The 4591-nt window shown below is 74.3% G+C and carries 3 protein-coding genes; 1 reads left to right on the top strand and 2 read right to left on the bottom strand.

The window, feature by feature from the left end:
• Together C1I93_RS28635 and C1I93_RS28630 are read right to left on the bottom strand one after the other, a co-directional pair.
• Positions 1 to 1590, bottom strand: a 1590-nt coding sequence (locus C1I93_RS28635) for a PAS domain-containing sensor histidine kinase (RefSeq protein ID WP_111246378.1), incomplete at its 3' end; no start/stop codon positions are given.
• Between the two features lie 25 nt (positions 1591 to 1615).
• Positions 1616 to 2647, bottom strand: coding sequence for an SIS domain-containing protein (locus tag C1I93_RS28630; RefSeq protein WP_111246377.1), 1032 nt, complete (start codon positions 2645 to 2647; stop codon positions 1616 to 1618).
• 193 nt (positions 2648 to 2840) lie between these two features.
• On the opposite strand from C1I93_RS28630, the gene C1I93_RS28625 reads away from it, so the two are divergent.
• Positions 2841 to 4589, top strand: a complete 1749-nt coding sequence (locus tag C1I93_RS28625; protein WP_223256432.1) for a tetratricopeptide repeat protein — start codon at positions 2841 to 2843, stop codon at positions 4587 to 4589.
• The last annotated feature ends 2 nt before the right edge of the window (positions 4590 to 4591 follow it).

Here is a 4591-nt window from a genome sequence, read left to right as displayed (position 1 = left end):
GGTTAGGGGGACTATGAGGTGGGCCTCGGTGCCGCCGGGGGTGCCGGGGCGCAGCTCGATGGTGCCGCGCAACTCGCCGGTGACCAGGGCGCGGACGATCTGGAGGCCGAGCTTGCTGCCACCCTCGGAGTCGAAGCCGGGCGGCAGCCCGCGGCCGTTGTCGGCGACCGTGACATGCAGCGTCTTGCGGGATCGGTGCACGAAGACGACGACCTCGGGCACCCCCAGCTCCGACCCGGGTGCCACCGGACCAGGACCCACCGGACCAGGACCCACCGGACCCACCGGACCAGGACCCGCAGGTCCCGCCGGACCTGATGCGTCCTCGCCGCTCGGGGGGAAACCGTGCTCGACGGCGTTGAGCAGCAGCTCGTTGAGGACCATCACCAGTGAGGTGGCGATCTCGGCCGGCAGTACGCCGAAGCTGCCCTTGCGCCGCATCCCGACGCTCACCTCGGTCGCCGCCACCTCGGTCGCCGCACTCGCCACCCGGTCGACGATCCCGTCGAACTCCACCGCCTCGTCGCTGGACATGGCGAGGGTCTCGTGCACCAGGGCGATCGACGCCACCCGGCGTACGGATTCCTCAAGCGCCACCCGCGCCTCCGGCATGCCCACCCGTCGGGCCTGGAGGCGCAGCAGCGCGGCCACGGTCTGGAGGTTGTTCTTCACCCGGTGGTGGATCTCCCGGATGGTGGCGTCCTTGGTGATCAGCGCCCGGTCGCGGCGGCGTACCTCAGTGATGTCGCGGACCAGCACCAGCGCGCCGATCGGCACTCCGGCGGGCATCAGCGGCAGGGCCCGGGTGAGCATCGTCGCTCCCCGCGCGTCGATCTCCCGCCGCGGCGGCGCCTCGCCGCGCAACGCGGCGAGGATGCCGTTCGCGGCCTCCGTGCCCTCCAGCGGATCGTTGGCCAGCCGGCGGTGCAGTGCCGCGAGATCCTCACCCACGAGGTGGGCGGCGTAACCCAACCGCCGGTACGCCGACTGGGCGTTCGGGCTGGCGTAGGTGACCTTGCCGCTGGCGTCCAGCCGCACCAGACCGTCGCCGACCCGGGGTGCCGACGTGGTCTCGCCGGGGTGCCGGGGCGGCGGGAAGGTGCCGTCGGCGATCATCTGGGCCAGGTCGTCGGCCGTGGTCAGGTAGTTCAGCTCCAGTTGGCTGGGGGTGCGGGCGGTGGACAGGTTGGTGTCCCGGCCGACCACGGCGATCACCTCGCCGGATTCACCGTCGGCGGCCCGCAGCCGGACCGGGATCGCCTCGTGCCGGGCGGGCACGTCGCCGTACCAGACCGGGTCGCCCTCCCGCCAGATCCGCCCCTGCCCGTAGGCGACGTCCAGGTGCGCCACCTCCGGCCCGCCGACGATCCGTCCCACCTGGTCGTCCTGGTACGCGGTGGGTGCGGTCGTCGGGCGGACCTGGGCGACGCAGAGGAAGCTGCCCTCGCCGTCCACCGGCACCCAGAGCAGCAGGTCGGCGAAGGAGAGGTCGGACAGCAGTTGCCAGTCACCGGCGATGCGGTGCAGGTGGTCGATGTCGGCCGGGCGGAGACGGGTGTGCTCCTCGGCGAGGTCGCGCAGCGTGGACACGCCGACCAGGGTGCCACGTCGGCTGTCACATCGTCGCGGTGACCTTCTTCAGCCCTCGTGGCGCGTCCGGGTCCTCACCACGGGCCCGCGCCAGGGCCAGGGCGAGCCGTTGCAGCGGCAGGATGTCCAACAGCGGTGCGTACCGCTCGTCGACCTCGGGCACGGCGAGGCGGCTGGCCCCCTCGACGTCGGCGGAGCCGATCACCACCACGTCGGCGCGGCGCTCGCCGAGCCGAGGCAGCACCTCGCCCATGGACCGCCCGCCCGGCCCGGAGCCGACCACGGCCAGCACCGGGACGTCCGGGTCGGTCATGGCGAGCGGGCCGTGCAGCAGGTCGGCGCCGGAGAAGGCAAGCGCCGGCAGGTACGACGTCTCCATCAGCTTCAGCGCCGCCTCCCGGGCGGTCGGGTACGCGTACCCCCGGCCGGTGGTGACCAGTTGAGCGGCGAACCGGTAGCGCGGGGCGAATTGGGCCGGGGTGGGGTCGGCCAGGGTGCGGGCGGCCAGTTCCGGCAGGGCGGCCAGGGCCTGGCGTTCCTCGTCGGGCAGCACGCCGTCACCGGCGCGGATCCCCTCCACCAGCATCAGCAGGGCGAGCAGTTCGGCGGTGTACGTCTTGGTGGCCGCCACCGCCCGCTCGTGTCCGGCCGCGATGTCGACGGAGAGTTCGGCGGTGGCCGCCAGCGGTGAGTCCGGCGCGTTCGTCACCGCAAGGGTGAGCGCGCCGGCGTCCCGGGCGACCCGGAGCACCTCGGTCAGGTCGGGCGAGCCGCCACTCTGGCTGACGCCGACCACCAGGGCGTCGGAGAAGTCCGGACGGGCACCGAAGAGGGTGATGGCGCTCGGTGAGGCGAGGCCGGCAGGCAGGCCGAGGCGGATCTCGGCGAGGTAGGCCGCGTACAGCGCCGCGTGGTCGGAGGTGCCTCGGGCGGTGAACACCACGTGCCGTGGCCGGCGCTCGGCGATGGCCGCGGCGACCCGGGCGATCGGGTCGGCGTACTCGGCGCTGAGCAATCGTTCGTAACCCGCCGGCTGCTCGTCGATGTCGGCCGCCATGCCGTCCCCTGGACGTGCCACGAAGCTCTCCTCCCCTGCGCAATCCTCGCGCGTTTACTGCTCAGTCTTGCAGCTTTCAGCCCGCTCCAGCAACCGAACGAGCAGCATTGCGCACCGATCACCAAAACTCGATGCTGTCACCTACGCTGACCCGACCTCACCGCCCAACCGGTACCGACAGCGAGAGGACGACGTGGCCGAGGGAACGGACGGCCGGGCGTTGCCGGCGACGGAGGAACTGGCCCTGGCCCGGCGGGCCCTGGACGCCGGCGACCTGGCACACGCCGCCAACCATGTCGCGAGCGCGCTGGTGCGGGCACCGACCCTGCCCGAGGTGCACGAGACGCTCGCCCGCCTCGCCGCGGCCAGCGGCGACGGCGGGCTGGAACTCTTCGCACTGCACCACCACACCTTCGTCGGCGCGGTGGTCGCCCGGGCCCACCTGCTGGCCGCCGCCGGCCGCGCCGCCGAAGGGCTCGACCTGCTGGTCGCCGCCACCGCGCACGCGCCCGGGGCGGACTGGGCGGGCGTGCCCTGGGTGACCGCGCCCGAGCTGGCCGAACGGATCGGCCCGGAGCGGGCGGCCCGGGTGCTGATGCAGGTCTGTGCCGCCGCCCCCGATCCGGTGCCGGCTGTCGATCGGCAGGCGCTGGCGCCCTACCTGACGCTGGCCCGCAACGCGATCACCGTCCACCCCGAGCACGGCCTGCTGCTGGGCACGGCGTCCGCGCTGGCCCGGCGGGTGGGTGAGGTCACCCTCGCGGTCCACTGGGCGGACCGGGGGGTACGCGCGGCGCCGTCGAAGATGGGCGAGGTCTGGCTCGGGTACGCGCTGCGCAGCGCAGGCCGCACGCGCGAGGCGCTCACCGCGCTCCGCCGGGCCGTCGACCACGACCCCGACGACCTGGCGGTGTACGCGGACATCGCCGGCACGCTTGCCGACCACGGCCGGTTGGAGGAGGCGCTCACCTGGATCGAGCGGGCGTTGGCCCGTAACCCGTCCTTCGACTGCGCCGTGCACACCGCGCACCGGCTACGGTTCCAGCGCGACGGGGAGGTGCGGCACCTGGTCGAGCTGGCGGACTTCATCCGGGACCACCCGGACGACTCGCACGAGCACGGCGACCTGGCCGAGTGCTGCCGTGGCCGCCCCTGGCTCGGGCAGCTGACCCCGCCCACCCCGGTCGGGTCGACCTTCTCACCACCGGCCGCCGCCGTGCCACCGGCGGATGGTCCGGCTACCGACGCCCTGCCATCGGCGGTCGGGCCGACCGCCTCCCCACCGGCCGCCGGCCTGCCGCCTTCGGTGGGTCCGGTCGTGGTGCCGCCCTCGGCCGAGGTAGTGCGCCGGATCCGCCAGCTCGCCCATCCGGCCTGGCCGCACCCGCCGGCGGCGTACGACACGGCGGTCGGGCTGGCCACCCTCGACCTGGCCGACCTGCTCGGCCTGCTGGCTCACCCGCCCGAGCCCCCGCAGAGCGCGCTGGGGCGGGTGCTCTCCGGCCAGGACCCCGCGCTGTGGATCCGGTGCGTGCAGGTGTGGACCTGCCTCGGTCTGCTGCATCACCGCACCGACGAGCCTTGGGCGGGTTCGACCCGACGGCGGGTGCTGGTGAAGCTGGCCGATGCGGGCGGGGAGGTGGCCGAGCCGGCGCTGTTCGCGCTGGTGACGGCCGCCTGGGTGGACCCGTCCGTACGGACCGACGTGGCCCAGTTGGTCACCGCGCGGCTGACGGCGGCGGTCGGAGACGGGGCGGCACCGGCCACCCCGTCGCTGGCCCATCTGGCGCTGGCCACCCCCGACCTGGACCGGCACACCGTCGCGCTGGCGCAGACCCTGGCCGGGATACGACCCGGACGGCGGGACAAGCCACTGCGCCGGCTGCTGCGAGGCCTGCTGCGTCCGTTCCGGCCACGCCTGCCCGGCCCGCCCTCGCCCTGAGC

The organism is Micromonospora endophytica (assembly GCF_003236305.1).
In the GTDB taxonomy this organism is placed as follows: domain Bacteria; phylum Actinomycetota; class Actinomycetes; order Mycobacteriales; family Micromonosporaceae; genus Micromonospora; species Micromonospora endophytica.
The sequence above is the reverse complement of the archived record's forward strand: the minus strand, read 5'-3'. Positions and strand labels throughout refer to the sequence as shown.

What these genes read in the sequence shown, in the direction of transcription:
- C1I93_RS28630 (WP_111246377.1), bottom strand. Translation starts at nt 2,647, where the DNA reads ATGGCGGCCGACATCGACGAGCAGCCGGCGGGTTACGAACGATTGCTC.